Origin of the sequence: Pandoraea commovens (assembly GCF_024704525.1) — a bacterium.
GTDB lineage: Bacteria > Pseudomonadota > Gammaproteobacteria > Burkholderiales > Burkholderiaceae > Pandoraea > Pandoraea commovens.
Genome location: NZ_CP102780.1, coordinates 3,763,444 through 3,786,283 on the forward strand (window position 1 = coordinate 3,763,444; position 22,840 = coordinate 3,786,283).

Here is a 22,840-nt window from a genome sequence, read left to right on the forward strand (position 1 = left end):
CAAAAAGGAATAAAAAGGGGAATAAAAAGTAGCAGGCGAGAGGCGCGAGCCGTCTCGCCTACTTGGGGAAACCTGCTCGTTCGCTCAGGAATTCGGGGGCGTCGACGGCCGAGGCGAGTTCGCCCAGCGTCACCGGCTTGATCGGCGGACGGATGCGGTAGTAGCCCACTTCCGGCACCGCGCACCCTTGCGCTTGCGCCAGCAACTCGGCGACGGTCATACCGCAGAAGCGGCCCTGACACGGCCCCATGCCGCAGCGCGAGAAACTCTTGGTCTGGTTCGGGCCGACGCAACCCAGTCCCGCCATACGACGCACGTCGCCCGCCGTCACCTCCTCGCAACGGCACACGATAGTGCTGTCATCGGCAGGTGCGCGGAAGCCGTCCGCCGGTCGGTAAAGCGCGTCGAGGAACGGACGAATCGACGTGTGCGCCGCCAGCTCGCGGCGCAACGACAGCGCACGCGAATCCCGCTTTGCCGTGTCGAGTTTGCCGAGCGTCGCGGCGGCCTGCGTGGCCGCGAGGCGCCCGGACGGCTCGGCTGCCAAGGCGCCGCCAATACCCGCACCGTCCCCTGCGACGAAAATGCCCGGCACGCTCGTCTCGCCCCATGCGTCGGTCTTCGGCCGCCAGCACAGTTGCGCTTCGTCCCAAACATGCTCGCAACCGATCGAGCGCGTGGCCTGCGTGTTCGGAATCACGCCCTGATGCAGCAGCACGAGCGCCGTATCGATGCGCTGCGTCTTGCCCTCCACGACGTATTCGATGGCCTCGGCCTGCGTCGCGCCGACGACGCGCAGCGACGTCACATGCTTCACGTGTTGCACGCCTGCCGCGCGAATCGCTCGCAGTAGCTTGAGACCCTTCATCAGATAGGACGGTGCACGCAACGCCCCGCCCACATGATGCAGCGCCTCACGGCGTCCATCCGGCTCGGCGGTGTCGAGAATTGCCCGCACCGGCACACCGGCGTTGATCAGTTGCCACGCGAACAGATACAGCAGCGGCCCACATCCGGCCAGCACCGCCGGTGTGTCCGGCACGAGCGCCGACGCTTTGAGCAGCGTCTGCGCCGCCCCCACGCCCATCACGCCCGGCAACGTCCAGCCCGGAATCGGGAACGGACGCTCCTGCGCACCGCTTGCCAGCACGATGGCCCCGGCCTCGATCTGCAACGTTCCGCCACCCGCGCTTTGCCGTGTGACGGAGACACGCTTGTCGGTACCGATCTGCCACGCCAGCGTTTGCGGCCAATAGGCAATATCTGCTTCCGTGAAGGCATCGACGAGTGCACGCCCGCGCAGATAGTCCGGCCCGAGTACGCCCGGATCGGCCAGCGGCGAGCGGCTCACGCTTCGGTAAATCTGCCCGCCGGGCAGCGTGTTTTCATCGACGACGAGCGGCGTCAGGCCATGACGCTTCGCTTCAAGCGCCGCCGCGAGTCCCGCAGGACCGGCGCCGACGACCAACAAATCCACACGCATCGAACTCATGCCACACTCCTTGCGCCGTCCATGCGACGCACTTGCATTCCCTCGCGCACGGGCGTCATGCAGCCCTGCCGGTTCGGAACACCGTCGATCTCCACGAGACAATCGAAGCACACACCCATCATGCAGAACGGTGCGCGCTCGCTGCCCGTCACAGGCGTGGTGCGGCACGCCGTCACGCCAGAGAAGAGCAAGGCGGCCGCCACGTTCATATCCGTGGGCACATCGACCGGCATGTCGTCGATGAACATCCGCACCGTCGCGCCATCCTTGCGCGCCAGCGACTTAAGCAGCGAAACGTTTGGCATAGAAATGGTCCAGAAGCGCGGGGCGTTCTGCGCCGAGAATCCACGGCGCGATGGTTTCACAATGTGCGGCGGCCAGCGTCACGCCGCTGTGGCAGGTCGCGAGGAACGCGCCCGGACAAGATTCCGAGGCTTCGTAGATCGGCAGGCCGTCGCCCGTCATCACACGCAGCGCACCCCATGCGCGCACGATGCGTACATTCTTGAGAATGGGGAACGGCGCAATCCCGCGTCGGGCGATGTCGGCGAGCACGTCCGGCGTCACACCGTCGTTGAAGCCGACGTCCTCTGCCGAGTCGCCAAGCATGACCGAGCCTTCGACGGTCTGACGCACGTAAATCGTCGGATAGTCGAGGAACGGTTTAACGCGCTCCGTCACGATGATCTGGCCACGCAGCGGCTTGACGGGCGCGCTCAGTCCCACCATCGGCGCGAGTTCGCGATTACCCAGCCCTGCGGCAAGCACCACGCGCCCGGCTTCGAACGACGTGTCACCCATGCTCACCCGAAACGCACCGCTGCCCAGCTGACGGATGTCCGTCACCCGCACGTTCGGCGCGTACTCGCCGCCCGCCTGCTCGAATGCAGCGAACAGCGCGCGCAGCGTGTACAGCGGGCTCACGTGCCCGTCGTTCGGCGAATAGATCGCCCCGTACACGTCGGGGCCGATGGCGGGCAGACGCTCAGTCAGCGCATCGTGATCGAGCACCTCATAGACCAGCGCTGGCTCGGCTTCCTTGAGCTTGCGCATGCTCTCGACCTTGACGGCCAGTTCGTCGGCCGTCTGCGCGATGTTGAAACCGCCGGGGCGCTGAAAACCGACGTCCACGCCGGTACGCGCGAACAGCTCGTCGGCCATCCCCTGCCACGTGTTCGCCGAGTGCAGCGACCAGCGCGCATAGTTGGTGCAGGTGCCTCCCTTGCCCTGTACCCAGACCAACCCGAAGTTGCCGCGTGCGGCTCTCAGCGAGTTGTCTTCGCCATCGCAAACGACGACGCGTTGTCCGCGCTTGGCAAGCCCGTAGGCGATTGCCATGCCGACGAGGCCACCGCCGATGACGGCGATATCGTATGTCTTTTGCATGTTTTAGTGATTTCCAACCAGAACCTTGTTCAATCCGTAGATGCGGTCGAGGATCAGCATGACCGCCAGCGTCACCCCGATGAGCAACGTTGAAATCGCGGCGACGCTCGGATCGACCGTCTCGCTCATATTCATGTAGATGCGCACCGGCAGCGTGATCGTCTCGGGAGACGTGACGAAAATCGTGGCCGTCAGTTCGTCGAAGCTGTTGATGAACGCCAGCACCCAGCCGCCCGCCACGCCCGGCAAAATCGCGGGCAGTGTGATGCGACGGAATGTCGTCCAGCGCCCTGCCCCCAGCGAGCGCGCAGCACGCTCACCTTCGTCTGCCTGCCCCACGAGCGCCGCCATGATCAGGCGCAGCGCATAAGGGAAGATCAGCAGCGCGTGGCAGGCGACCAGACTCTCGAACGAGCCGCCCATGTCAAGCAGCGTGAACAGACGCAGGAAAGCGATACCCAGCACCACCGGCGGGATCATCAGCGGCGAGAGCAAGAACGAGTTGATCGCGTCGCGCCCCGGAAACCGGTAGCGCGCCAGTCCCATGGCGGTGGGCACGGCAAGCGCCGTCGACACCGTCGCCGACATCACGCCCAGCCACAGACTCGTGCGCAACGCCGACTGAAAGTCCTCGTCGCTCATGAGCGATTCGAACCAGCGCAGCGAGAAGTGCTTCGTCGGAATCGAGAGGAAGTTGTCCGGCGTGAACGCCACCAGACACACGACGACCAGCGGCGCAAGGATAAAGACGAGAAACAGCACGTGGAACGCCAGCGCGCCCGCGCCGTTGCGATCGTACTGAGAATCGAGCTGATTCATGTGATGGTCTCCCGTCAGCCGAGACGGCGCGTGAAGCGCTTCTCAAGGGCGTGGTTGTATCCGCTGATGATGAGCACGTTGACGATCAGCAGCACGATGGCAATCGCCGCGCCCAGCGGCCAGTTCAGCGTGCCGAGGAATTCGTCGTACGCCGTGGTCGCCACGACTTTCAGACGGCGTCCGCCGATGAGCGCCGGTGTCGCGAAGGCGCTCGCCGTGAGGGCGAACACGATCAGGCTGCCCGAGAGAATGCCTGGCGTGATCTGCGGCAGCACCACGCGCCACATCACGGTGGCACGACCTGCGCCGAGCGAGCGGGCCGCGTGCGCCACGGCGGGGTCCAGCCGCGTGAGCGACGTCCACACCGACAGCACCAGCAACGGCACGAGGACATGCACCAGCGCCACCGTCACGGCACCCATCGTGAACAGCATCTGCAACGGATGATCGATGAGGCCGAGCTTCGTGAGCACGGCATTGATCAGCCCTTCCCGGCCCAGCAGAATCGACCAGCCGAGCGTGCGCACGACGACCGAGATCAGCAACGGACCGAGCACGAGTACCAGACACAGCGAACGCCACGGATCGCGCATGCGGAACAGAAAGTACGCCTCTGGCACGCCGATCAGCACACACAGCAGTGTCACGCCGACCGACAGCAGCAACGTGCGCAGGAAGATCTCGTAGAAGTAGCTGTCCGTGAGAATGTCGACGTAATGCTGCAACGACACCGTCGGCAGAATGCCGCCCGAGTTCGGATCGAAGCCGTGCAGACTGAGGACAAACGTCAGTACGAGCGGCACCGCCAGCAGTACGAGGAAGTAGAGCGTCGCAGGCGCGACCAGCGTCCATGCCGAGCGACGCTGAGCGGCGACCTCGGGCGATACCGATGCCGTAGGCTTCGCTGTTTCCACGCTCGGCACCCCCGGTGGCGTAGACGTCGCGGCGTTCATGCGCTCTCCTGCACGAGACGCAGCGCATCGTCAGCCCAGTCGAGACCGACGGCGTCGCCGTCATTGGCCGCGACCACACCATCGTTCGATACGAGTACGCGCAACTCGCCCAGCGCGGTCGAAACGGTGAGCACCCAGTGATTGCCATGGAAGCTGCGCTGCGCGACACGTCCCGGCACGCGCCCGGCGGTCGCCGACGTGAGCCGGATACGCTCGGGCCGCAGACAGAACGTGACCGCTGAGTTCGCGGCCTGCGGCGACGCCAGCCCCGCCTGCGCAGGCGACACGACCAGTCGCAGTCCCTGCACTTCCAGCAGCGCCACGCCACCGCGCACGTCGAGCTGACCGGTGATGAGATTGGTCTGCCCGATGAAGTTAGCGGCGAACGTCGCGCGCGGGTCTTCGTACACTTCGTGTGGCGTGTCGATGCGAACCACACGTCCCGCGTTGAGCAGCACCACGCGATCGCTGATCGCGAGCGCTTCGGCCTGATCGTGCGTGACCATGATCGTGGTCGTGCCGACCTTACGCTGAATCGCACGTAACTCGTCCTGCATCTGTTCGCGCAGCTTGGCGTCGAGATTCGAGAGCGGTTCGTCGAGCAGCAGCACGGGCGGTGCAATGACCATCGCCCGCGCCAGCGCCACACGCTGACGCTGTCCGCCGGAGAGTTCACGCGGATAGCGTTGCGCATGCGCACCGAGATGCACCAGCTCCAGCGCGTCCTTCACGCGACGTTGCTTCTCGCCAGCGTCTACGCGCCGCATGTCCAGACCGAACGCCACGTTCTGCGCCACCGTCATGTGCGGAAACAGCGCGTAGCTCTGGAAGACGATGCCCAGCCCGCGCTTTTCCGGCGGGACGGGCGTGAGGTCGCGGCCTTCGAGCAGAATCCGGCCGGACGTCGGGGCGACGAAACCCGCAATCATCTGCAACGTGGTCGTCTTGCCGCAGCCCGACGGACCCAGCAGGGAGATGAACTCGCCCTGCGCAATCGAGAGATCGACGCCCTCGACCGCCACCGTGTCGCCAAAGCGCTTGCCGAGATTTTCAACGCGTAAGTAAGGGGTGCTGGTGCTCATGTCGCTTGTGTTCTCCTTGCCGCTCAACGTCCGAATTCACTTAATCGCTTAGCGCTCGATCTGACGATTCCAGCGCTGCGTCCATTCGGCACGCTTGGCGTTCACGACATCCCAGTCGACACGCACGAGCTTGTCGATCTGTGCGGGCGACGGTACGCGCGCGGCGACCGACATCGACAACTGGGTCTTCTTGTTGGACGGTGCCACGCCCTGGCTTTCGGCCAGCACGGCTTGCGTCTGCGGCGAGAGAATCATCTGGATGAACTTCTGCGCGAGGGCATCGTTGGCCGACTTGTCGACCACGCACATGCCCATGCCGAGCGCCACCGCGCCTTCCTTCGGATAGACGAACTCGACCGGAATGCCCTGCTGACGCAGCGCCTGCACACGGCCATTACCCCATACCGCCAGCGCGACTTCGTCGGCCTGGAACAGCTCGGCGATCTTGCCCGGCGACGGATCGAACGACAGCACGTTCGGGGCAATCTTTTCCATCTCCTTGAAGCCCGGATCGATGTTGCTGTCGCTGCCGCCGTTAAGCTTCGACTCGACGAGCAGCGCATGCAGACCGTACGTGTTCTTGATGCTCGGCATCACGAGCTTGCCCTTGTACTTCGGGTCGGAGAGTTCCTTCCACGACGTCGGCGCGGGCCATCCCTTCGACTGGAACAGACGCGTGTTGTAGGCGATGCCGGTCGCGATCAGACCGGCCGCCACAGCGTTGCCGCTCTTGAACTTCGCGATGTCGTAGAGATCCTGATAGACCGGCGCGTCGGCGAGCTTGCCGCAGAAGCCCATCTGGATGGCTTGATACATCGGACCGTCGTCGAGGAAGACCACGTCCATGCCAGCCTTACCCTTTTGCGCCTGAAGCTTCGCGAGCGTCGTCGTGGAGTCGCCCGGCACGATCACAACCTTGGTGCCCGGGTTGGCCCGCTCGAAGCCGGGAATGACGTCTTTCTTCAACATCTGTTCGAACGAACCGCCGTACGCGCCGACATACAGCGTCGTATCGGCATGCGCGGCGGCAGCGCCAAAAACCAATCCCGCACCGACAGAAATCGCGGCGGCACGGCCAAGCTTGCGAAGCGTTTGGGGGACGACAGTCTTCATCGGGAAGCTCCTTGCGTGATGCAGTGTTATGTGATGTTATGGCCCGGCATTACGAAAAAAATGAAACTATTGCGTGGTTTTCGTAGAGTCATTTTCGACACACGCACGGTCAAATCACATTTTTTTGCTCCGCCATACGCAAATGTTATGGGGGAGCGGAGACAAGCTTCGATGAAGATCCGGCAGTTGGAGGCATTTCGCGCGCTGATCCTGCGTCAGACGGTCACTCGCGCGGCGGACATGCTCCACATCTCGCAACCGGCCGTCACGCGACTGATCAACGATCTGGAAGCCGACGTAGGGTTTTCCTTATTCGACCGGAGCAACGGCCGACTGAATCCGACGCCCGAGGCGATGGTGCTGTTCGAGGAAGTGGAGCGCTCGTTTGCGGGCATCGACCGCATCGCGCAGACCGCCGAGCAGATCAAATCGTTGCGACGCGGCTCGCTGCACATCGCAGGTGCGCCCGCGCTTGCGCTGGAGTTTCTGCCCACCACGCTGACGGGCTTCATGCGCGAGCACCCCGGCGTGAGCACGACGCTGCTGATTCATGCGTCGAGCATCGTGGTGGATATGGTGGTCGGGCGTCGTTGCGATGTGGGCTTCATCGCGCACCCGCTCACGCATGCGGGGGCCAACGTCGAGATACTGCACCGCGCCCCCATGCGCTGCATCCTGCCGCTGGGCCACCGTCTCGCCGACCGGGACGTCATCCGACCGGAGGACCTGCGCGACGAATCCTTCATTTCCTATCCGAAGGAATTCGATAATCGGATGTACATCGACCGGCTCTTTGCCGAGCGGCAGATCGATCGGGTGATGAGCGCAGAATCCCAGTTGTCGGCAGCGATATGCGTGCTGGTCCAGCACGGCGCCGGGGTAGCGATCATCGATCAGGTCACCGCGCGCTATGCGGCCGGTCGGGTGCTGGTCAAACCGTTCGAACCGGTCGTCATGTCAGGCTTCTCGCTGGTCACGTCCACGCAGCATCCACCCTCACGGCTGGCACAGGCGTTCGTCGACTACACGAAACAACGCATGGTCGAGCTGCTGGCCGATTGAGCCCACTTGAGCCTGACTTGCCAACGAAGCATGGCGACGTCGGCCGCCCTGCCCCAAAACGACGCGTCATTGCCCCAACGCAGGGCGTCAGCATCAGGACTTTCCGTTTACGTCAACTAGCATCCCCACGCATTGCGTCTCGATACAGCAAGCCTTCAACAGGTCGATGCAAATTCCTCAAGTTTCTTTTGGCGGACTGAAGTGTTTTAAGCATGACAACGCGATTCCCGACAATTTTTCTCTCGGGCACGCCAGATGCATGAAACAACGAATTCGAGTTCGGCAACAGGAGCATGAAGTGAAGTTTGCAGTTCTTACGTCAGACATCGGGCTCTTCGAGGCCATCCGCCAACGCCTCAGTGCCGATGGCGAGTGCCAGCGCTTTGACGACGCCGCCCAATATCTTGTGGCCGCCTCGCGCATTCCCTATACGGCGGCACTCGTCGATGCCGCACTCGGCCCTCTCGACTTGCAGGGCGTTCTCGCTCGCCGCCGCGGCACGCGCAGCGCAGGCGCGCTGGTCATCGGATTCGGCACCCCGTCGTGGATGCTCGACCTGTCGTTTCGCGCCGGGTGCGACGACGTGCTGCCCTTCCCCGTGGACGTGGCCGAGTTGCAGACGCGTCTGGCGATGACGCTGCACCGGCGCGCCTCGGCCAACGCGGCTCGCAGCGAAGACCTGCTCGAAGTCGGGGTGTATCAGCTCGACCGTGGCCGGGACACGGTGGCGGTCGGGGGCATCGAGGTCGAACTGACGGCCCGCGAGTTCGCGCTGGCGTGGCTGCTCTTCTCGGCCCCGGACATGCGGGTGAGCCGCGCGCGCATCGCCTCGCTGATCTGGCGCAGCGACGAAGCCTCGGCGGCGCGCAGCATCGAGCAACACGTCTATCTGCTGCGTAACCGGCTCGGCCTGCGCGGCGAACACGGTCTCGTGCTGCGTGCCGTGTACGGCGGCGGCTACTGCCTTGGTGCACGCCCGCAACGCTCACTAAGCCCGGTCCGTAGTACGCGCGCCACAGGCGTCGCCTCGCACACGCAGTCCTTGCCTGAAGTCTCTCGCGATTGATAAGCTCTCGCCCGGCCCGCTGGCGGACGCCTGCCGTCCGGCAGCGCACGCGCCATTCAGGGGCAGACGAAAGTCAATAAAGACAACAGAGACAACGATATGCTGCAACGCAGGACCCATGGAACGGCACGCAAGGCCGCCGTCGCGCTGATGACGTTCGCGCTGTATTTCACGATTTATGCCGGTGACGCAAACGCCGCAGCGCTCCACCCCATCAAGGTGAACAAGCAGGAGCTGGCCGGTCCCGTCTTCGACCGCGACGACGCGGTGCATGAAAACGAAGACGGCAACGACACCGTCGACGTCACCACCTTCACCTCGCCCGACAAGGCGTTCCAGACCGGCGTGTTCAAGTCCGGCCCCGTGCGCGAAGAAATTCGCTCGGCCCCCGGCTATCCATACACGGAACTGCTGGTGTTCCTGAGCGGCGGCGCGAAGTTCACGTCGAGCGATGGCACCGTCGTGGAAGCCGGTCCGGGCGAAGCAGTCACGCTGCCCAAGGGCTGGACGGGCGTGTTCGAATCGAAGGGCTACACCAAGTTGTACGCCGTGTACGACACCGACGCCCCCTCGCACATCGACCAATAACCCCGTCCGAACCGGTATCACCAGACAACGCGGCCCGTCACCGATGAAGTGACGGGCCGCGTTGCTTTGGACGACCGGACTGAGACCGTCGAACGGTCCCGTCTGGCGTCCGTCTTCAGTAATTCGCCATCAACGACGCCACACCGCGCAGGCTGTGGCGGCGATGCCAGCGCAGGTCGTCCAGACCGGTGATCGTCAGGTTCGGGAAGCTGCTGAGCAGCTTGTCGAGCGCGATTTGCAGCGTGGCCGTCGCGAGCCGTGCGCCGAGACAGTGGTGGATGCCCGCACTGAACGAGATCAACCGGCCGTGGTTTTCCCGCCGGAGATCGTACCGGTCCGGGTTGTCGAACTTCGCCGGATCGCGGTTGGCCGCACCCAGCAACATGAACACTGTCGTGCCGGTCTCGACAGCGACATCGCCCACGCGCACCGGCGAGAGCGCCGTACGCGCGACCATCTGCACCGAACTGTCGAAGCGCATCGCCTCGACAACGGCCCCCTGCGTGAGCGACGGATCGCTGCGAAGCTGCTGCCATTGCGCCGGATCGCGATACAGATGGATCAGCGCATTGCCCAGCATGTTCGACGTCGTCTCGTGCCCTGCGACGAACAGCAGCAGCATGTTCGCCACGATTTCCTCGTCCGACAGACCGCCCTCCCCGCTCGTAGCGACAATCAGTGCAGAGAGCAGATCGTCGCCCGGCTGACGGCGGCGTGCGCGCAGCAGACGGTCGAAATACGATTCGAGCGTCACTGCGCCCTTGTTGGCGTCAGCCAGCCCGGCCTCGTCGAGCGGCGCGAGATCGAACGCCCGCACCAGCGCGGCGGCACTTTCCCCGAGCACCTGCCCGTCCGCTAGCGGCACGTCGAGCAAGCGGCAGATGATACGCAGCGGCAGCGGCGTGCAGTAAGCCGCCATCAGGTCGACCGGACCGGTCGCAGGCATCGCTTCGATGAGGCTGGCCGCCTGCCGATGCATATCGCCGGAAAGGTCCTCGATGCGTCGCGCGTTGAACGAGTGCATCAGCAGCGTGCGCAGACGCGTATGTTCCGGCGGATTGGCCATCAGGAACATGCGGCTGATCGCGCGAAACACCGGTTGCTCGACGGCGAGCGGGCCGTAGCGCGCAATCACGCTCGGCATGTACGCCTTACCCATGCGGCGATCGTGCAATAGCGCTTCGATCAGGTCGTAGCGGCCCGTCACCATCAACGAGGGGCCGATGGGCACCAAATCGCCAGCCTGGCGCAAACGTTCGTAGATCGGATAAGGATTATCGAAAAATGCGGGAGACGAAAAATCAGCGAGGTTCATAAGTCTTTGAAAGGGGGGCGTCCGCCATCGCATCGGTGAACGGCTGCAAGTCACCATTGGCTTGCAGGCCCGGCGGCGTGGTGCCGCCGTCATAGAGCACCGGCACGACGTCGTTGGCGAGCGCGCGGGCAATCGGCAACAGATCGCTCGACCCGGCCAGGGAGACCAACGCGAACATTTGCCCGTCACGGCGCCACGTCACCGTATCCATGGGGGGAATGGTCTGTGCGGAGGGGCCGTGCGCCAGACGCGTGTCCTTCACGACGTAGATCGCCACGGGCGGCCCTTCGCGGGGCAGATAAGCCATCTGAACGACGGCACGGCCGTCGAACTGTAAGCGCTGCAAGCGCTTGAACTCCATACCGGCACGGCGCAGATCGGGCACGACCAGTGGAATATCGTCGCGGTGGCGGATGGCGCGCACCGTGGCGATGGCCTCGGCCGCTTCGTCGTCGAGCGGATCGAGGGTCGCTCTGGCAAAGAGCGATTGATACGAAACAAATGCGCGCACCCACGGCTCGTAAGATCCGTGCCACGCGTTGGCGGCCTCCGGCGGCGACGCCGCCACACTGTCGACATCCAGATTGCCCGCGACGGACATGGCGTGCGAGATAGGCATAGGCGTCGGTGCCGGGCCCTCGGTCAGAAAGCGTGCACCGGCGCTGGCGACCAGCACGGCGAACGCCGTCGCGCCCGCTGCGAAACCGCCGATCTGCCACCAGATCACACGTGGCGGCTTGCTGACGGACGGCGTCGATTCATCGAACTCGCAGTCGAGCGAACTGCGACGCGCCACACCGTCCGGGCTGCGGACGTGAACGCGTCGCCCCTCACGCCCCTCCTGCCTCTCCCGCCCGGCGCGGACAAAGCGTGCGTCGTTGGCGCTGGCGATATGCGAGGGCACATCCAGCGTCGTGCGCCCACGCACCAGCGTGCGCACCGTCGACACCAGATCAGGTGGAACCGGCGCGGTGAAGCAGGTCTCGTACGCGGCCTGAAACGGCAGATCGGACGCGTACAACGCCACCACACGCGCAGCGATGTCCGGCGAACTCGCTATCGCAGCTTCGACCTTGGACGCGGCATCCTCGCTCAGGCTACCGTCTACATAGGAGAGAAGAATCTGGTCGGTGATCACCATCGGGTCGTCACCTTCACGTCGGCGTTTCGCCAACGGCGGAGGTGCCGCGTCGACGCGGCGTCACATCGAACTGCACGCCCAGACGCTGACGCGCAGCCGACAAACGGCCCATGACCGTGGCAACCGGCACATCGAGAATCTGCGCCGCCTCACGATAGCTGAAGCCTTCGACCGCGACGAGCAGCAGCGCCACGCGCTGCGGCGTGGGCAGCCGCTCGACGGCATCGACGATCTGGCGGTGTCCGACATGCTCGTCCGGCAATCCCGACACGGAGTCAGCAATGTTCTCGAGCAACGTGTCGTCCCATGCGACGCCGCCGCGATTGCGCACGTTACGCGCCCGCAGTTCGTTAAGCCACAGGGAATGGACGATGGAGTAGAGCCAGTTCAGCGGCGCACTGTCGGGCCGCAACTGGGCGTCGGCACGCTCAAGCGCACGCACGCAGGCGCGCTGCACGAGGTCTTCGGCGTCGTGACGGTCGCCGGTGAGCCGCAACGCGAACGTCCACAGCTTCGGCAACATGGGGAGCAGCAGCCGCGCAAACCCCGAATCGTGCTCGAACTGCATCATGTTCACTCACCACTACGGCGACGGGCCGAAAGATTCGCATTATTCCCAAGTCGATATCGCGAAAACATAAAAATCTTTGCAAATCCCTCTCAATACAGGCCTCAATACAACTCATCGACATCTAGATGACCGGATCATGCGGCCTGCGGGCGTGTCATGAAAAAACGACGGGATGCCGAAACTGCGCATCCCGTCGTCATTTCGCTACACAAGCTCAAGCCGTCAGAAGCTCTCAAACCCGAATTAGGGCCGATGCCCCCGCGCCATGCTGGAAAACACACCGTCGCGCTTGATAAGGCCGTGCATCAGCGCCGCCGCAAGATGCCCGATCACGAGCGCGAACAGCGCGAACGCCAGCCACGTGTGCAGCGCGCGCAAGACCGCAAACAGACGCGCATCCGCCGACACCAGTGGCGGCAGATGACAGGCACCGAACAACGTCACCGGATAGCCACCGGCCGACACCATCGCCCAACCGATCAGCGGCATCGCGAGCATCAGCGCATACAGCAGCAGATGCGATGCTTTGGCAATCGTCTGCTGCATCGACGGCACGCTGTCGGGCAGCGGCGGGCTGCCGCGCTTGATGCGCACGATGATGCGAAGCATGACCAGCGCGAGAATCACGATGCCGAGCGGCCTATGCAAGGCGATCAGCGTGGTGTGCGCCTGCGTCAGCGTGCTGACCATGATGACCCCGATAAACAGCATCGCGAGCATGGCAATCGCCATGCCCCAGTGCAACCAGCGCTGAACGGGACTGAAGTGAAGATGGGGACGATTCATCGCGAACGGGCCTCCTGAGTCGTGTTGCCTTGCGGTGCATCGGGAGCACCGTTCAACGCTTCTTCGCGCGTGCGACGCTTGTACGACAGCGCGTACGCAGCCGAGCGTGCTGCGAGTAGCGGATCGTCGGACGGCTCGATGCCCGCAGGCAGAATCGTCGGATCGAAGTTGACGTCGCGGCATGCGCCATCGTCTTGCGACGCCGCCCGCGACAGCACCAGCGTGCCCGCATCGACCTGCTTGCGCGAGGCTGGCCACTGGCGTGTGGCATCGTCGGTCGGATCGCCCGGATCAGCCACGGTCACCACCAGATGCCAGCGCACCGGCCCCTGCTTCAGACGCTCGTACAACTCGCTTGCGAGGTAATTGGCGTCGCCCTTCTCCTTGTCGGTCACGGTGTCGAAAGGCAACTCCGGCTGCATCGACCAGCGCACGGCCGTGCGTTGCCCGTTGGCGTCGACGAAATAGAACGCGTTGATGCCGTAGTACGCCGCGTTGGCGTAGCTCGACGACGGCGGATGCCCCTTGACCCAGTCGCGGAACGGCTGCGTGTCGGGATGCGCGGCAAAGAACGCCTGCAACTTCGCCGGATCGGGCTTGCCGGTCGACGGATCGGGGCGCGACGCGTCAAGCTGCGCGTAGAACTCCTCCGGTGTGCGCACGGCGAACAGCGGTGTCGTGTTCATGCCGGTGCGCCACTGCTGGCCGTCGGCTAGCGTGAACATCAACGCCATGCTGCGAATCGGTACGCTGTTGTCCGAGGCGGTCGGGTTCGGTCCGGGAATCGCGAAACGGCCGGTCACGGGGGTGCGTCCGGGGACGAAGACGAGCGCCTTGGACAGCGACGCCGCGCCTCCATTACTCTCGAAATATCCGTCCACGCACAGGCCCTTCGCGTGATTGCGACGGAAGCCTTCGTGAATGCCGCCGTTCGACTCGAACGTATCGATGACGGTACGGGGGCTCAGGCGCTGCGGCGTGAGCCACCCGGCAGCGTAAGCAAAACCGCCCGCGAGCAGGCCGACAACGGCGACGATGGCCGCCGCCCGGCAAGGCACGCAAATGGCGCGAGGATCGGACGAGGAAGGTTCGGTCACGAATGAGGCTCCTTGTGATGACGTCCCGGGGCAGGTTGCCGGATGAGCAGATCGTGGAAACACGGGCGTCTTCACGGTAAAACACATCCGCGCGGCCCTTATTCCGTCGTCGCCCGTTTTATTTTCGGTTTCATGGAATAAGCGAGCAGCCACGCGTGTTGACCTCTTATGGCACGGCTCACCGCATTCGATCTCTGACGGCATGGATATTCGCGACCAGTTCTATCACCACGTCCCGCGACTGCGGCGGTATGCCCGCGCGCTCACGGGCAATACCGAGCTGGCCGACGACCTGGTGCAGGACACACTGGAGCGCGCCCTCTCCCGCCACACGATGTTCGAAGCGGGCACGGACGCCCGCGCATGGCTTTTCACCATCATGCATAACCTGTTTCTCAATCAGCAACGCCGCGCGCCCGCGCAGGCGACCCACGTCTCGCTGGACGAAACTAACATTGGCGACCTAGTCGAGCACGACGTCAGTCACGCATCCGTTCAGATGCCGACGTCCGACCCCGCCCGCCGTCTCGAAATCCGCGATCTCGACGAAGCACTGCGGCATCTCCCCGACGAGCAACGGGCCATCGTCCTGCTCGTGGGTCTGGAAGACATGAGTTATGCGGACGTCGCCGCCACGTTGCGCGTGCCGATCGGCACGGTAATGTCGCGGTTATCGCGCGGTCGGCAACGGCTGCGCGATCTCATGGCGGGAGGGACACCGTCCACCCAGTCGGCCCAGACAGGACCGTCAGCCAAGCTCAAGGTGGTGCGATGAACGAACCCAACCGCCCGATCGACGATAACGAACTGCACGCGTACGTCGACGGGGAATTGCCCCCGCAGCGTCGTGCAGAACTGGACAACGCCCTCGCCACCGACCCGGCGCTCGCGGCGGCCGTGAGCGAACTCGTCGCCCTGCGACGCGCGCTGCACGAGCGCTACGACGATGTACTGGATGAACCGGTGCCGCCCCGGTTGCAACGTCCGGCAGACGTGCAGGCGCCGATGCCGCGCGGCAAAGTCGCCGCCAACTGGCCCCGGTTTGCCGGGCTGGCCGCCGCGCTGGTCGTCGGCATCGGCATTGGCGTTCAGGGCAATCGCCTATGGTCGGCGCGGGAAACGAATGCGTCCGCCATCGCCATGCGCGAGGCAGCGCCATCGCTTGCCACCGCCGCCGACGGTGCGGCGCGCTTCGCCCGACGCGCCGCCATTGCGCACGTCGTCTACATGCCCGAAATTCAGCGCCCCACCGGCATGGACGGGGAGTCCGAAGCACGTTTCTCCAAGTGGATCGCAAGCCGTCTGGAAACCGCCGCGCAAGCGCCGGACCTGTCCTCGCGCGGCTTCCACCTGAGTGGCGGACGCGTGCTGCCCGACAGCGACGAACACGTCGTGCAGTACATGTATCGCAACGACGCGGGCGAGCGCATCACCGTGTGCATCTCTCCGGCCGGTGTCGAAGGACAGCCCGCCGCTTTCCGCTTCTACGAGGACGGTCCGGTCAGGGTTTTCTACTGGGTCGACAAGACGTTCGGCTATGCGATCTCGGGCGGTATCGACCGCGCGACGCTGACGGGCCTGTCACAGGACGTGTACGCGTCACTGGAGATGCGTGGGACGGGTAAACGTTAGTTCCTCCCAGCAATAGAGAAGGTGTCAAACGCTCCTAATCGTGCGTTTTTGTCGGGCACTACCATGACTTCACCGTGAACTGTGTTTGCGGGCAGTCAGACAAAAACTCTAGGAGACATGGCATGCTTCACGACCTTCCCGCACGGCCCGACACGGTGCACTGGGGCTATTTCAACGCCGCGCAAACCCCGGCCCTGACCATCAAGAGCGGCGATTTCATTCGCGCCGAAGCCGTTACCCATCATGCGGGCGACGCGCCCGACCTGATGATGGACGACGCCGTGCGCGCCATCTACGACAAGATTCCCCACGAAGACCGCAACCCGGGCGTGCACATCATGACCGGCCCGATCTACGTGGAAGGCGCGAAGCCGGGCGACATGCTCGAAGTGCGCTACCTCCAGATGATTCCGCGCTTTCGCTTCGGCGCGAACGTCGCCGCCCACTGGGGTCAGCTCTACGACGACTTCCAGAAAGAGCGCGTGACCATCTACGAACTCGACAACAGTTCGAACACCGCGCACGCCCTGTTCGCGTTCGACTATCCGGGCAAGCTGACCACGCCGGGCAAGGTGGTGGACCATCGTGAGTGCTGCAAGCAGCCCGCGCTCGCCGGTGTGCGGGTGCCGGTGCGTCCGCACCTCGGCACGGCGGGCGTCGCGCCTGACGCACAAGGCCGCGTGAGCACGGTCGAGCCGGGGCTGCACGGCGGCAACATCGACAACTGGCGTATCGGTGCCGGGGCGACGATGTACTACAAAGTGCAGGTCGACGGCGGCCTCTTCTCCATTGGCGACCCGCACATCTCGCAGGGCGACGGCGAAATCAGCGGCACGGCCATCGAGGCATCGCTCAACGTGCTGTTCCAGGTGGTGCTGCGCAAGGACTTCGAATTCCCGTCGCCGCTACTGGAGACGCCCGACTGCTGGATCGTTCACGGCTTCCATCAGGATCTGGACGAAGCGGGCAAGAACGCCGCGCGCGACATGATCAAGCTGCTCACCGAGCAACAGGGCCTCTCGCGCGACGACGCTTACTCGCTCATGAGCGTGGCGGCCGACTTCGGTGTGACGCAGGTCGTCGACGGCACGCAAGGGGTGCACTGCACCATGCCACGCGGCATGTTCCCGCCCAAGTCGTCCAAGACCTGAGCGCTCTGGCTGCCTGCCCGGTGTGCCCGGACGTCAAGGGTGCGCCGTGCGGTGCGCGGCATTTCATGTTGTCTCTTCATCGGGAGACGCTTCCATGCAATACGTCTATGTCGGGCGCAACGAGCTTGTCGCCCTGATCGTCGGTCTGGTCACGGGCACGCTGTACTCGTGGCTCAACCTGCCGATTCCCGCCCCGAATGTGCTCGGCGGCATCTTCGCCATCATCTTCACGTACCTCGGCTATCTGATCGTGAATGTGTGGCGTCGCTCGGTCACGTTCGGACGTCCGCCCGCCGAGGGTCTGGATACGTCGCTGAACGCCCGCCCCGCCAACTCGTCCAGCCGGTCCTGAGGAGGTTGTCATGGTAGAAATCACACTTGGCGCGACGGAGTTGCAGGCCGCCGCCGTCGGACTCGTGACCGGTGTGCTTTACACCGGCGTACGCGCACCGATTCCGGCCCCTAACGTCCTCGGCGGCATCTTCGCCATCGTCGGCACGTTCATCGGCTTCGCCTTCGTGGCGGCGATGCGCGGGCAGTTGCACTTCGGCTGACGCCCTTGCACTATTGACGCCAGCCCCGGCGCAGCGACTCACAAGCGCTGCGCCGGGGTGTCGTCGTTGTCATTTCTGATGGAGGCCGGACTTGGATCGTGCGCACTTTTCAACGGAGTCCTATGCCCAGGACCAGCGCGGGCCCGCATGGCAGGCGCGTCTGCTCGACGCCCGTCTGCACTTTCGTCCGCCACCGGCCGGAGAACCGCTGCACGGCACGTTGCTCACGCATCGCACGCCCGCCGGTATCGAACTCTCGGTGATCTCGTCCACGCCGCAAACCGTATCGGCGCGCGCAGGCGGTGAGCGTGGCTTCCTGCTCGTCATGCTGCTCGACGGTCAGATGACGCTGGCCAGCGCAGGCGCACTCGATGGCGAGACGCTGGCCGCTGGCGACATCGCGTGCATTCCGGGCGCACAGAGCGCCGACCTCATCGCCCGCACGCCGTTCCGGCTGATTTCGGTGCACGTGCGTCACACGCTGATCGCACCGCGACTGGGCAGTGCGCCGCCCGTGCAGACATGCAAGCTGCCCGACAGCGTCTCGCGTCTGTTCGGCGCGCTGCTCGGCGGACTCGCCATGCAACTCGACGCGATGCAGGACGCCGATCCGCACGCGCTGGAACCCGTCGAGAATGTGATTCTGGAATGTCTCGCCTCGGCGCTCGCGGCGGCCAAACCACAAGCGTCGACCCACCTCTCGACGTCGCGCGGCATCGTGTTCACGCGCATCTGCCACCGCATTCAGGCCCGTCTGGCCGAGCCGGATCTGTCGCTGTGCGCCATCGCGAAAGACGAGCACGTATCGGACCGGTATCTGCGCAAGCTCTTCGAAGACGCCGGTCAAAGCTTCTCGTCCTACCTGCGCAATAGTCGTTTGCAGCGTTGTCACGCAGATTTGCAGAATCCCGCGTACGACCAGTTGTCGGTGTCGGACATCTGCTATCGCTGGGGTTTCAACGATCCGTCTTACTTCAGTCAGGCCTTTCGCGAGCGGTTTGGCGTGTCGCCCAAGGCAAGCCGCGATCAGGCACTGCGTTCCCGTGCGCTGCCGGAGCGCGCGCGCATCTCGCGCGGACATCCCGATGTGCCTGCCGGGCTGGCGCATCGAACGAGCATTGGTCCGGCGGCGGCGATGGCCCTCGCGGAACGCGACGCAATACCCGGCAGCGTCGCCCGTCCCGCCCTGCCCCATGACGCCGGACAGCACCACTATCTGCGCGCGACATGCGACTCGGTGCATTGGGGGTATCTCAGTCACGATCTTCCCCCCGTGCTCACCGTCGCGTCGGGCGACACTGTGACCGTCGAGACACTCACGCAGCATGCGACCGACGACTGGGAGCGCATGATTCAGGGCGATCCGGGTGCGCAAAGCGTGTTCCACTGGACGGCGACGCAGAAGAACGTTGACCGGCGCGGCGCGGGACCGATGGACGCCTCCGTCTATGGACGCGGCGCAGGTGAAGGCTTCGGTGTGCACATCTGCACCGGCCCCATCGCCGTCGAAGACGCGATGCCGGGCGACGTGCTCGAAGTCCGCATTCTCGATCTGCATCCCCGGCCGAGCGCGAATCCCGAGTTCGCGGGCAAGGCGTTCGGCAGCCACGCGTCAACGTGGTGGGGCTTTCACTATCAGGACATGCTCACGTTGCCGCGCGAGCGCGAGGTCGTGACGGTGTTCGAGATCGATTGCCATGATGATGCAGAGGAAGGCACCGACGTTGCCCGCGCCATCTACAGCTTCCGCTGGACGCCGCAGCAAGACCCCTTCGGCGTGGTCCATCCGACCATCGACTATCCCGGCGTGCCGGTCGATCACACTCGCATCACCAAGAATTTCCGGACGCTGAAGAACGTCGAGATTCCGCTGCGCCCGCACTTCGGCGTGCTTGCCGTCGCGCCTGCGCAAGACGGTCTGATCGACTCCATTCCGCCGTCGAGCTACGCGGGCAATCTCGATAACTGGCGCGTGACGCGTGGTGCGAGCGTCTTTCTGAAAGTCGCCGTGCCGGGCGCACTGCTCTCCATCGGCGATCCGCACGCCTCGCAGGGCGACGCCGAACTCGGCGGCACCGCCATCGAATGCTCGCTTACGGGCAACATCCAACTGGTGCTGCACAAGAAGGCTGCCATCGAAGCACGGGCGCCGTACGCGGATCTGACCTATCCGCTGGTCGAGACGCCCACGGAGTGGATCATCCACGGCTTCAGTTCGCCGAACCATCTGGCCGAGCTGGGACAGAAGGCGCAGAGCCAGATTTACATGAAATCGACGCTCGACAGCGCCCTGCGCGACGCCTTCCTCAAGGCGCGCCGCTTTCTCATGCAGGTCAAGCGGCTAACAGAGGACGAAGCCACCGCGATTCTTTCGGTCTCCGTCGATTTCGGCGTGACGCAGGTCGTCAACGGCAACTGGGGCGTGCACGCGATTATTCGAAAGGGGATGTTCAACGACTGAAGAAAACCGCAAAATCGGCAAATCGCCTGTGGCTACATTGGCGTCCAAGGAGCGCAGATGAAACCCCAGACCCGACTGAGATACGCCGAACGCATGGAGCCCGTGCTCCGTTGGCTTGCCGACCATCCGGAGAGCGATCCGGACCTGCATCGCCTGGCCGAGCTGGCGTGTCTGTCGCCGTACCACTTTCATCGTGTCTACCGCGCATTGCTCGGTGAGACGGTGAACAATTCGGTGCAGCGCATTCGCATGCACCGTGCGGCGATTGCCCTGTCGGGGTCAGAGGATTCGATGCGTGTTGTGGCGTCGCGTGCCGGCTATGCGTCGGACGCTGCGTTCAACCGGGCCTTCGGTGCGTTCTTCGGCATCCCGCCGGGACGCTACCGAGACGTCCGCTCCGGACCCATCGATCCTCAGGAGCTAGCCATGTACCCGATCTCAGTCGAATCGTTTCCCGCCACCACTCTCGCCGTGCTCCGTCACAACGGCGACTATCAGGGCATCGGCCCCGTCTTCACACGCGCCTTCATGCTCGCTGCCGCGCAGGGCCTCGCCCATCCGGATGCGACCGGCTTCGGCGTCTACTTCGACGACCCGGAGCAAGTCCCCGCCGCACAATTGCGCTCGCTCGCGGGGATGTCGGTGCCATCGGATGCCGAGATCGGCGGCGATCTGGAACGCTTCGAGATTCCCGCAGGAAAATGCGCCGTACTGACGTACACCGGGCCGTACAACGAGATGAGCAAGCCCTATCAGTGGCTGTTCGCGCAGTGGCTGCCCGCCAGCGGACTGGAGCCCGCCAACTTCCCGATGTTCGAGCAGTACCTCAACGATCCCCGCTCGACACCGGCGGCGCAGCTTCAGACCCGCATCTGTCTGCCGGTGAAGTAAGCGCGAGCAAGGCCTGCGCCTGTGCGCGCAGGTCTTGCGCCGTCGGGTGGAATTCGAACGGTATCGCCTTCGCCAGCCCTTGCAGCAGCTTGCGCGAGCTGCGCGTGTAGGCCGGGTCGTAGTGGCGCGTGATTAGCGCTTCGGACAACTCACGCTGTTGCCCGTTGTCGAGCATCGCCAGCCATTGATCGACCACCGCCTTGCCATGCAATTCGACCAGACGCAGCAACTGCGCACGGAAGTATTCAGGCTGAGCCAGCAGGTGGCCATACTCCTGCGTCAGCAGTTCGACGCGCTCGTCCACACTCACATTCACTTCGACGCATCGCATCGTGCCGCGTAGCGACGTCATCAGCGACTCGGGCAATGTGATCAGTCCGATCCGGCGGCTTTCCGCCTCGACAAACACGGGACGCGTTGCGTCGAAGCTGCGCAGCACCCCGATGAGCGACGTGTCGAACGACTTTTGCGACGGCTGCGGGGCGTCCGGCATCGCGCCGAGGAGCGACCCGCGATGTACGGCGAGGCCCTCGAGATCGAGCGTCTGAGCGCCAGCGTCCGCGAGCGCATGCAGCAGACGGGTCTTGCCGCTACCGGTATGACCTGCAAGGACGATGTAGTCGAGCGTGGGCGGCAGAGTCGCCAGCGACGCCACGACATCGGTGCGGTATGTCTTGTAACCGCCCTCAAGCTGCCGGGCGCGCCAGCCGATCATATTCATCATCAAGGTCATGGACGCCGAGCGCATGCCGCCGCGCCAGCAATACACGAGCGGACGCCAGTTGCGCGGCCGGTCGGCGAACAGCGTGTCGAGATGCCTGGCGATGTTGCGCGCGACCATGGCCGCACCTTCACGCGACGCGTCGAATGGCGAAACCTGCTTGTACATCGTGCCGACGATGGCGCGTTCTTCGTTGCTGAGTACGGGGGCGTTGATCGCGCCAGGGATATGGTCCTCGGCGAATTCGAGCGGTGTGCGCACATCGATGATTTCATCGAACTCGGCGACGTTCGCGAGCGGCACACGGAGATGGTTCATCGCGCCCCCGCTGCCAGTTGCCCGCAATACTTGCCGTAGGGTGTGCGCGTCGTCGGCTGGACGCTCGCATCACCGTCGAGGCTCGCGCGCACTTTGGCCGCACGGTCGATGATGCGGGTGGCCGCTTCCGCATCGCCCGCGCCGCCCAGTGCCAGCGCGTAATCGTCGAGCAATTCGGCGTAGGCGAACGGCACTTTGCGCGCCGCTTCCAGCCGGTCGAGCGTGCCGAGTGCCCGGCCGAAGTATTTTGCGGAAATCCCGAACTGACGTTGCGCGAGCGCGAGACGCGCCAGTTCGACCAGCGCCGGATAGCGGTATCGTGCCGTGAGGATGTCGAGGTCGTACGCCTGGCTAAGCTCGCGCTCGGCTTCGTCGTAGTAGCAGGTCACGCCCAGCGCGCGCCCGTAGTCGAAGTGCATGGCGGCGCGTTGCGATGCGGGCCAGCCCGACTGGTCCGCCACGAGCACCGCCTGCCCGAAGGCGCGGCGCGCGCCGTCCCAGTCGCCACGCACCTCGGCCGCGCCGCCCTGCGCCGCGTAATCAGGGCCGCTCGCCTTCGGTGCGGGCGTGCTGCACCCCAGCGCGCCCAACACGCCGCCCAGTGCGCACACCATCGCCAACCACGTCAAAGATCGAATCAT

At 64.5% G+C, this 22,840-nt stretch carries 24 protein-coding genes; 10 read left to right on the plus strand and 14 right to left on the minus strand.

Annotated features, from left to right (window positions below; translation table 11 throughout):
• Positions 1–58: 58 nt before the first annotated feature.
• The 7 genes from NTU39_RS17055 to NTU39_RS17085 are packed head-to-tail and all read right to left on the minus strand — an operon-like array spanning position 59 to position 6,845.
• On the minus strand, positions 59–1,492 hold the full coding sequence (locus NTU39_RS17055; RefSeq protein ID WP_257958120.1) for an FAD/NAD(P)-dependent oxidoreductase: 1,434 nt from the start codon (positions 1,490–1,492) through the stop codon (positions 59–61).
• Positions 1,489–1,797 (minus strand): (2Fe-2S)-binding protein, encoded by a 309-nt coding sequence (locus NTU39_RS17060; RefSeq protein ID WP_052252662.1) that lies wholly within the window; start codon positions 1,795–1,797, stop codon positions 1,489–1,491. Before NTU39_RS17060 ends, NTU39_RS17055 begins: the two co-directional genes overlap by 4 nt.
• Positions 1,775–2,878 (minus strand): NAD(P)/FAD-dependent oxidoreductase, encoded by a 1,104-nt coding sequence (locus NTU39_RS17065; RefSeq protein WP_150663249.1) that lies wholly within the window; start codon positions 2,876–2,878, stop codon positions 1,775–1,777. The genes NTU39_RS17060 and NTU39_RS17065 overlap by 23 nt, the downstream gene beginning before the upstream one ends.
• 3 nt (positions 2,879–2,881) lie before the next feature.
• Positions 2,882–3,697, minus strand: a complete 816-nt coding sequence (locus tag NTU39_RS17070; RefSeq protein ID WP_039397483.1) for an ABC transporter permease — start codon at positions 3,695–3,697, stop codon at positions 2,882–2,884.
• A gap of 14 nt (positions 3,698–3,711) precedes the next feature.
• Positions 3,712–4,650, minus strand: a complete 939-nt coding sequence (locus NTU39_RS17075) for an ABC transporter permease (protein WP_257958122.1) — start codon at positions 4,648–4,650, stop codon at positions 3,712–3,714.
• Positions 4,647–5,732: an ABC transporter ATP-binding protein gene (locus NTU39_RS17080; RefSeq protein WP_150663251.1), complete on the minus strand. Its 1,086-nt coding sequence runs from the start codon at positions 5,730–5,732 to the stop codon at positions 4,647–4,649. The genes NTU39_RS17075 and NTU39_RS17080 overlap by 4 nt, the downstream gene beginning before the upstream one ends.
• Positions 5,733–5,780: 48 nt before the next feature.
• Positions 5,781–6,845, minus strand: a complete 1,065-nt coding sequence (locus NTU39_RS17085; protein WP_150663252.1) for an ABC transporter substrate-binding protein — start codon at positions 6,843–6,845, stop codon at positions 5,781–5,783.
• A 171-nt stretch (positions 6,846–7,016) separates the two neighbouring features.
• Between NTU39_RS17085 and NTU39_RS17090 the strand changes: the two genes are divergently transcribed.
• The 3 genes from NTU39_RS17090 to NTU39_RS17100 all read left to right on the plus strand — a co-directional run bounded on the left by NTU39_RS17090 (position 7,017) and on the right by NTU39_RS17100 (position 9,561).
• Positions 7,017–7,907 (plus strand): LysR substrate-binding domain-containing protein, encoded by an 891-nt coding sequence (locus NTU39_RS17090; RefSeq protein ID WP_246184444.1) that lies wholly within the window; start codon positions 7,017–7,019, stop codon positions 7,905–7,907.
• 298 nt (positions 7,908–8,205) lie between these two features.
• Positions 8,206–8,973, plus strand: coding sequence for a response regulator transcription factor (locus NTU39_RS17095; RefSeq protein ID WP_174984357.1), 768 nt, complete (start codon positions 8,206–8,208; stop codon positions 8,971–8,973).
• 99 nt (positions 8,974–9,072) lie between these two features.
• Positions 9,073–9,561, plus strand: a complete 489-nt coding sequence (locus NTU39_RS17100; protein WP_246184445.1) for a cupin domain-containing protein — start codon at positions 9,073–9,075, stop codon at positions 9,559–9,561.
• A 115-nt stretch (positions 9,562–9,676) separates the two neighbouring features.
• On the opposite strand, the gene NTU39_RS17105 is transcribed toward NTU39_RS17100, so the two are convergent.
• From NTU39_RS17105 to NTU39_RS17125, 5 genes are all read right to left on the minus strand, one after another.
• Positions 9,677–10,876: a cytochrome P450 gene (locus NTU39_RS17105; RefSeq protein WP_257958123.1), complete on the minus strand. Its 1,200-nt coding sequence runs from the start codon at positions 10,874–10,876 to the stop codon at positions 9,677–9,679.
• Positions 10,863–12,017, minus strand: a complete 1,155-nt coding sequence (locus NTU39_RS17110; protein WP_257958124.1) for an anti-sigma factor family protein — start codon at positions 12,015–12,017, stop codon at positions 10,863–10,865. The genes NTU39_RS17105 and NTU39_RS17110 overlap by 14 nt, the downstream gene beginning before the upstream one ends.
• Positions 12,018–12,030: 13 nt before the next feature.
• Positions 12,031–12,588: an RNA polymerase sigma factor gene (locus NTU39_RS17115; RefSeq protein ID WP_246179349.1), complete on the minus strand. Its 558-nt coding sequence runs from the start codon at positions 12,586–12,588 to the stop codon at positions 12,031–12,033.
• Between the two features lie 243 nt (positions 12,589–12,831).
• Positions 12,832–13,374: a cytochrome b gene (locus tag NTU39_RS17120; RefSeq protein WP_257958125.1), complete on the minus strand. Its 543-nt coding sequence runs from the start codon at positions 13,372–13,374 to the stop codon at positions 12,832–12,834.
• Positions 13,371–14,471, minus strand: a complete 1,101-nt coding sequence (locus tag NTU39_RS17125) for a catalase family peroxidase (RefSeq protein ID WP_246184446.1) — start codon at positions 14,469–14,471, stop codon at positions 13,371–13,373. The genes NTU39_RS17120 and NTU39_RS17125 overlap by 4 nt, the downstream gene beginning before the upstream one ends.
• 202 nt (positions 14,472–14,673) lie before the next feature.
• Between NTU39_RS17125 and NTU39_RS17130 the strand changes: the two genes are divergently transcribed.
• From NTU39_RS17130 to NTU39_RS17160, 7 genes are all read left to right on the plus strand, one after another.
• Positions 14,674–15,246, plus strand: a complete 573-nt coding sequence (locus NTU39_RS17130; protein WP_150663259.1) for an RNA polymerase sigma factor — start codon at positions 14,674–14,676, stop codon at positions 15,244–15,246.
• On the plus strand, positions 15,243–16,103 hold the full coding sequence (locus NTU39_RS17135; protein ID WP_150663260.1) for an anti-sigma factor family protein: 861 nt from the start codon (positions 15,243–15,245) through the stop codon (positions 16,101–16,103). Before NTU39_RS17130 ends, NTU39_RS17135 begins: the two co-directional genes overlap by 4 nt.
• A gap of 122 nt (positions 16,104–16,225) precedes the next feature.
• The gene (locus NTU39_RS17140; protein WP_150663261.1) at positions 16,226–17,254 is read left to right on the plus strand and encodes an acetamidase/formamidase family protein; all 1,029 of its coding nucleotides are present in this window, start codon (positions 16,226–16,228) and stop codon (positions 17,252–17,254) included.
• Between the two features lie 94 nt (positions 17,255–17,348).
• Positions 17,349–17,606 carry a XapX domain-containing protein gene (locus NTU39_RS17145; RefSeq protein WP_257958126.1) on the plus strand — a complete coding sequence of 86 codons (258 nt, stop codon included), beginning with the start codon at positions 17,349–17,351 and terminating at the stop codon, positions 17,604–17,606.
• Between the two features lie 10 nt (positions 17,607–17,616).
• Complete coding sequence (locus NTU39_RS17150; RefSeq protein WP_046292445.1) at positions 17,617–17,808, plus strand: DUF1427 family protein; 192 nt, start codon at positions 17,617–17,619, stop codon at positions 17,806–17,808.
• A gap of 91 nt (positions 17,809–17,899) precedes the next feature.
• Complete coding sequence (locus tag NTU39_RS17155) at positions 17,900–20,269, plus strand: acetamidase/formamidase family protein (RefSeq protein ID WP_257958127.1); 2,370 nt, start codon at positions 17,900–17,902, stop codon at positions 20,267–20,269.
• 57 nt (positions 20,270–20,326) lie between these two features.
• Entirely contained in the window at positions 20,327–21,160 is an 834-nt protein-coding gene (locus NTU39_RS17160) for an AraC family transcriptional regulator (RefSeq protein ID WP_257958128.1), read from the plus strand.
• Here NTU39_RS17160 and mnmH read toward each other — a convergent pair.
• Both mnmH and NTU39_RS17170 read right to left on the minus strand, forming a co-directional pair.
• Positions 21,096–22,199, minus strand: coding sequence for a tRNA 2-selenouridine(34) synthase MnmH (mnmH, locus tag NTU39_RS17165; RefSeq protein ID WP_257958129.1), 1,104 nt, complete (start codon positions 22,197–22,199; stop codon positions 21,096–21,098). The two genes, NTU39_RS17160 and mnmH, sit on opposite strands and share 65 nt — an antisense overlap.
• A complete protein-coding gene (locus tag NTU39_RS17170) occupies positions 22,196–22,840 on the minus strand; it encodes a tetratricopeptide repeat protein (protein ID WP_150663266.1) in 645 nt (214 codons plus the stop codon). The genes mnmH and NTU39_RS17170 overlap by 4 nt, the downstream gene beginning before the upstream one ends.

What these genes read in the sequence shown, in the direction of transcription:
- NTU39_RS17055 (WP_257958120.1), bottom strand. Translation starts at nt 1,492, where the DNA reads ATGAGTTCGATGCGTGTGGATTTGTTGGTCGTCGGCGCCGGTCCTGCG.
- NTU39_RS17060 (WP_052252662.1), bottom strand. Translation starts at nt 1,797, where the DNA reads ATGCCAAACGTTTCGCTGCTTAAGTCGCTGGCGCGCAAGGATGGCGCG.
- NTU39_RS17065 (WP_150663249.1), bottom strand. Translation starts at nt 2,878, where the DNA reads ATGCAAAAGACATACGATATCGCCGTCATCGGCGGTGGCCTCGTCGGC.
- NTU39_RS17070 (WP_039397483.1), bottom strand. Translation starts at nt 3,697, where the DNA reads ATGAATCAGCTCGATTCTCAGTACGATCGCAACGGCGCGGGCGCGCTG.
- NTU39_RS17075 (WP_257958122.1), bottom strand. Translation starts at nt 4,650, where the DNA reads ATGAACGCCGCGACGTCTACGCCACCGGGGGTGCCGAGCGTGGAAACA.
- NTU39_RS17080 (WP_150663251.1), bottom strand. Translation starts at nt 5,732, where the DNA reads ATGAGCACCAGCACCCCTTACTTACGCGTTGAAAATCTCGGCAAGCGC.
- NTU39_RS17085 (WP_150663252.1), bottom strand. Translation starts at nt 6,845, where the DNA reads ATGAAGACTGTCGTCCCCCAAACGCTTCGCAAGCTTGGCCGTGCCGCC.
- NTU39_RS17090 (WP_246184444.1), top strand. Translation starts at nt 7,017, where the DNA reads ATGAAGATCCGGCAGTTGGAGGCATTTCGCGCGCTGATCCTGCGTCAG.
- NTU39_RS17100 (WP_246184445.1), top strand. Translation starts at nt 9,073, where the DNA reads ATGCTGCAACGCAGGACCCATGGAACGGCACGCAAGGCCGCCGTCGCG.
- NTU39_RS17105 (WP_257958123.1), bottom strand. Translation starts at nt 10,876, where the DNA reads ATGAACCTCGCTGATTTTTCGTCTCCCGCATTTTTCGATAATCCTTAT.
- NTU39_RS17110 (WP_257958124.1), bottom strand. Translation starts at nt 12,017, where the DNA reads ATGGTGATCACCGACCAGATTCTTCTCTCCTATGTAGACGGTAGCCTG.
- NTU39_RS17115 (WP_246179349.1), bottom strand. Translation starts at nt 12,588, where the DNA reads ATGATGCAGTTCGAGCACGATTCGGGGTTTGCGCGGCTGCTGCTCCCC.
- NTU39_RS17120 (WP_257958125.1), bottom strand. Translation starts at nt 13,374, where the DNA reads ATGAATCGTCCCCATCTTCACTTCAGTCCCGTTCAGCGCTGGTTGCAC.
- NTU39_RS17130 (WP_150663259.1), top strand. Translation starts at nt 14,674, where the DNA reads ATGGATATTCGCGACCAGTTCTATCACCACGTCCCGCGACTGCGGCGG.
- NTU39_RS17135 (WP_150663260.1), top strand. Translation starts at nt 15,243, where the DNA reads ATGAACGAACCCAACCGCCCGATCGACGATAACGAACTGCACGCGTAC.
- NTU39_RS17140 (WP_150663261.1), top strand. Translation starts at nt 16,226, where the DNA reads ATGCTTCACGACCTTCCCGCACGGCCCGACACGGTGCACTGGGGCTAT.
- NTU39_RS17145 (WP_257958126.1), top strand. Translation starts at nt 17,349, where the DNA reads ATGCAATACGTCTATGTCGGGCGCAACGAGCTTGTCGCCCTGATCGTC.
- NTU39_RS17150 (WP_046292445.1), top strand. Translation starts at nt 17,617, where the DNA reads ATGGTAGAAATCACACTTGGCGCGACGGAGTTGCAGGCCGCCGCCGTC.
- NTU39_RS17160 (WP_257958128.1), top strand. Translation starts at nt 20,327, where the DNA reads ATGAAACCCCAGACCCGACTGAGATACGCCGAACGCATGGAGCCCGTG.
- mnmH (WP_257958129.1), bottom strand. Translation starts at nt 22,199, where the DNA reads ATGAACCATCTCCGTGTGCCGCTCGCGAACGTCGCCGAGTTCGATGAA.
- NTU39_RS17170 (WP_150663266.1), bottom strand. Translation starts at nt 22,840, where the DNA reads ATGATTCGATCTTTGACGTGGTTGGCGATGGTGTGCGCACTGGGCGGC.